Annotated in this window: 3 protein-coding genes; 2 read left to right on the top strand and 1 reads right to left on the bottom strand. The window is 76.2% G+C overall.

Annotated features, from left to right (window positions below):
• Positions 1–554 (bottom strand): hypothetical protein (locus CCN29_RS31840; RefSeq protein ID WP_086686007.1); only part of this gene is annotated, 554 nt, incomplete at its 3' end.
• A gap of 322 nt (positions 555–876) precedes the next feature.
• Here CCN29_RS31840 and thrS point away from each other — a divergent pair.
• Both thrS and CCN29_RS31830 read left to right on the top strand, forming a co-directional pair.
• Positions 877–2,097 carry a threonine--tRNA ligase gene (gene thrS, locus CCN29_RS31835; protein ID WP_086686004.1) on the top strand — a complete coding sequence of 407 codons (1,221 nt, stop codon included), beginning with the start codon at positions 877–879 and terminating at the stop codon, positions 2,095–2,097.
• 37 nt (positions 2,098–2,134) lie between these two features.
• Positions 2,135–2,618 (top strand): nucleoside hydrolase (locus tag CCN29_RS31830; protein WP_442538604.1); only part of this gene is annotated, 484 nt, incomplete at its 3' end.

Below are 2,618 nucleotides of genomic sequence, written 5' to 3'. Positions count from 1 at the left end.
TGCGTGCCGGACCGCGCGGTCGCCGCCCGGAACCTCCCGCACTCCCCGGGCAGCGTGCCCAGCCAGGTCAGCGCCCGCTCCACGTCTTCCGGCCGGTGCGCGCCGACCTGCTCGCGCAGCTGGGCGCCCTCGGCGGTGTCGTCCAGGGCGACCGAGGCGCGCGGCCCCGCCGGGACGCCGAACGGCTCCTCCGTGTAGAGGACCTCCAGCAGCCGCCGGCAGTCGCCGTCGTCCGCGGTCGCCTTCAGCGTGCCGTCCCGCCACAGCGCGGGCCCCTGGGCGGCAGCCCACGGCGGGCCCAGGTCGCCCTCGGTGATCAGCGCGGCTCTCAGCTGCTCGTCGTTCAGCACGGGCGAGGACCGCCCGGTCACCGCGGAGGGGGACGCCGTCGCCGACGGGGAGGCCGACGTCGCGGCGGGCGGCTCGGACACGCCCTGGGGCAGCGCGCGCGGCACGTCCCGGTCGTAGGCCACGCAGGCCGCCGTGATCAGCAGGGCGGTGACCGACAGGCCGGAGGCGAGGAGGGTGCGGGCGCGGGCCGCGGCACGGGTCATCGGGTATGCCTCCTGGGCCGGGTGCACGGGCGGTGGTGGCGGACATGCTCCTACGGCACCACCGGCACAGGCCCCCCACCAGCGCGGCGAGCCGTCCGGGTGAGCGGTCCGCACGCCCCGCGCCGCCGCCGCGAAAAAGCGCGTGCGCCCGCCGCCCGCCCGTTGCTACCGTCCGTCGTATGCAGCGTGCCCACGTGTCCCGCACGACGACGCCGGAGACCGCCCCGGCGCGCTGACAGCTGACCACTGACGAAGCCCCGGGGCGAGTGCCCCGGGGCTTCGCCGCGCGTGGTGCTCGCCTCCCGACCCCGAGGAGGACGCCGTGCGCGACCACCGACGCCTCGGCCGTGAACTCGGCCTGTTCGACACCGACCCGCTGATGGGCGCGGGCCTGCCCTACTGGCTCCCCGACGGCGCCGTCGTACGGCACACCCTGGAGGAGTACGTCCGTGAGGCGGAACGCGCGGCCGGCTACCGGCACGTGTACTCGCCCGTGCTCGGCAAACGCGAGCTGTACGAGCTCTCCGGGCACTGGGACCACTACCGCGACGACATGTACCCGCCGATGGAGCTGGGCGGGGAGCAGATTCTGCTGCGCCCCAGCCTGTGCCCGCACCACGCCCTGATCTTCCGCTCCCGCGCCCGCAGCCACCGCGAACTGCCGCTGAGGATGGCCGAGCTGGGCGGCATGTACCGCTCGGAGCGGTCCGGCGTGCTCGGCGGACTGACCCGGGTGCGGGCCATCCAGCTCAACGACGCGCACATCTTCTGCACCCCGGACCAGGCCGTCGAGGAGGCCGCCGGGGCCCTCGCCCTGATCTCCCGCGCCTACGCCGACCTGGGCATCCGCGCGTCCCGCCACCGGCTGTCGCTGCCGGGCGGCGGCGGGAAGTACGTGGCCGACCCGGCCCTGTGGCGGCGGGCCACCGCCCTGCTGCGCGAGGTGCTGGCCGCGTCCGGCGTGGCGTACGCGGCCGTGGAGGGCGAGGCGGCCTTCTACGGCCCGAAGATCGACGTGCAGATCACCGACCCGGCGGGCCGCGAGTCCACCCTGTCCACCGTGCAGATCGACTTCCACCAGCCGGAGCGCTTCGGGCTGCGCTACACCGGCCCGGACGGCGCCCGGCACCGCCCGGTCATGGTGCACCGCAGCGTCATCGGCAGCGTGGAACGGGCCGTCGCGCATCTGCTGGAGGAGCACGGCGGCGCCTTCCCGCCGTGGCTCGCCCCTCTGCAGCTGGCGGTGCTGCCGGTGGGCGAGGACCAGGAGGAACACGCTCACGCCGTCGTCCGGGAGGCCGCCGCACTCGGGCTGCGGGCCGAGGTGAGCGGCCTGGCCGAGGGCAGTCTCGGCGCCCGGATCCGCCGGGCGCGGCTGGTGCCGTACCAGGCGGTGCTCGGCGCGCGGGAGGCGGCGGACGGCCTGCTCGCCGTACGGCTGCGGGACGGACGACGGCCCGGCGCGCTGCCGGTGGCGGAATTCCTGCGACGCGTGAACGAGCGGGTGCGCGCACGCGGGACCGAGCTCTGGGACCCCGCGTAAGGTCGACGGGCCACCCCGCCTCGAGAAGGAGTCCGTCGTGAGCAACGGCCGGCCGGTCCCGGTGATCGTCGACTGCGACACCGGCGTGGACGACGCCCTGGCCCTGCTGTTCGCCGTACGGCACCCCGCGCTCGATCTGCGGGCCGTCACCTGCGTGGCCGGGAACACGGACGTGGACGGCGTCGTACGCAACACCCTGACCGTGCTGGAGCGGGCGGGCGCGGGCGACGTGCCGGTGGCGCGGGGCGCCGCGCGCCCGCTGATCGAGGCGCCCCGCTCCGCCCGCCACGTCCACGGCCACGACGGCATGGGCGACCTCGGCCTGCCCGCCCCGCGCCGCACCCCGGTGGACGTGGACGCGGTGACGCTGCTGCGCCGCGAGATCCTCGCCTCGCCCCGCCCGGTCACCCTGGTGCCCACCGCGCCGCTCACCAACATCGCCCTGCTGCTGCGGACCCACCCCGAGGTCACCCGTAACATCGAGCGGATCGTGTTCATGGGCGGCGCGGCGGGCACCAGGG

The organism is Streptomyces pseudogriseolus (assembly GCA_002154585.1).
Lineage (GTDB): Bacteria > Actinomycetota > Actinomycetes > Streptomycetales > Streptomycetaceae > Streptomyces > Streptomyces pseudogriseolus.
The sequence above is the reverse complement of the archived record's forward strand: the minus strand, read 5'-3'. Positions and strand labels throughout refer to the sequence as shown.